The organism is Arthrobacter sp. 01L42 (assembly GCF_056400005.1).
The window spans coordinates 1-513 of record NZ_JBFTSL010000054.1 but is presented as its reverse complement, the minus strand read 5'-3'; the positions used below and the strand labels follow the sequence as shown (position 1 = coordinate 513).

1 protein-coding gene is annotated in these 513 nt (G+C 67.1%); it reads right to left on the bottom strand.

Annotated elements, in window-relative coordinates:
* Window positions 1–466, bottom strand: a 466-nt coding sequence (locus AC1DN2_RS21345) for a hypothetical protein (protein ID WP_476851879.1), incomplete at its 3' end; no start/stop codon positions are given.
* Window positions 467–513: the final 47 nt, after the last annotated feature.

The following is a 513-nucleotide window of genomic DNA, read 5'->3' as shown; positions in this document are numbered from 1 at the left end:
AGTTCACGTTGGACGAACCGGGCCGCTGTGTCCCGGAGGCGTAGGCGGTGATAAACCCGATCAACCGTGGCTCGGTGACGGTGAGGTTGAAGGTCACGGCGGAAACCTTCGCCGGAATCCCGTGGGCCCCGCCGGCCTGGAAGGACACGCTCCCGTCCGGGGGCACTGCAGCAGAAGTCCGCGTGTCCAGGAAGCGGGACGGTTCCGTCGGGACGAACGCCCCCGGCACGTCCGGGACCCCGGGCAGGTAGTAGCCGGAGACGTCGGCAATGAGATGYGTGGTGCCGTARGAGCGGTTGAACAAGGTGACCTTGCCGTCGGCGCCGACCGGTACGGTGACGGAGTTCGCGACTGTCTGGCCGGSGAGGAAGTTCACGTTGGACGAACCGGGCCGCTGTGTCCCGGAGGCGTAGGCGGTGATAAACCCGATCAACCGTGGCTCGGTGACGGTGAGGTTGAAGGTCACGGCGGAAACCTTCGCCGGAATCCCGTGGGCCCCGCCGGCCTGGAAGG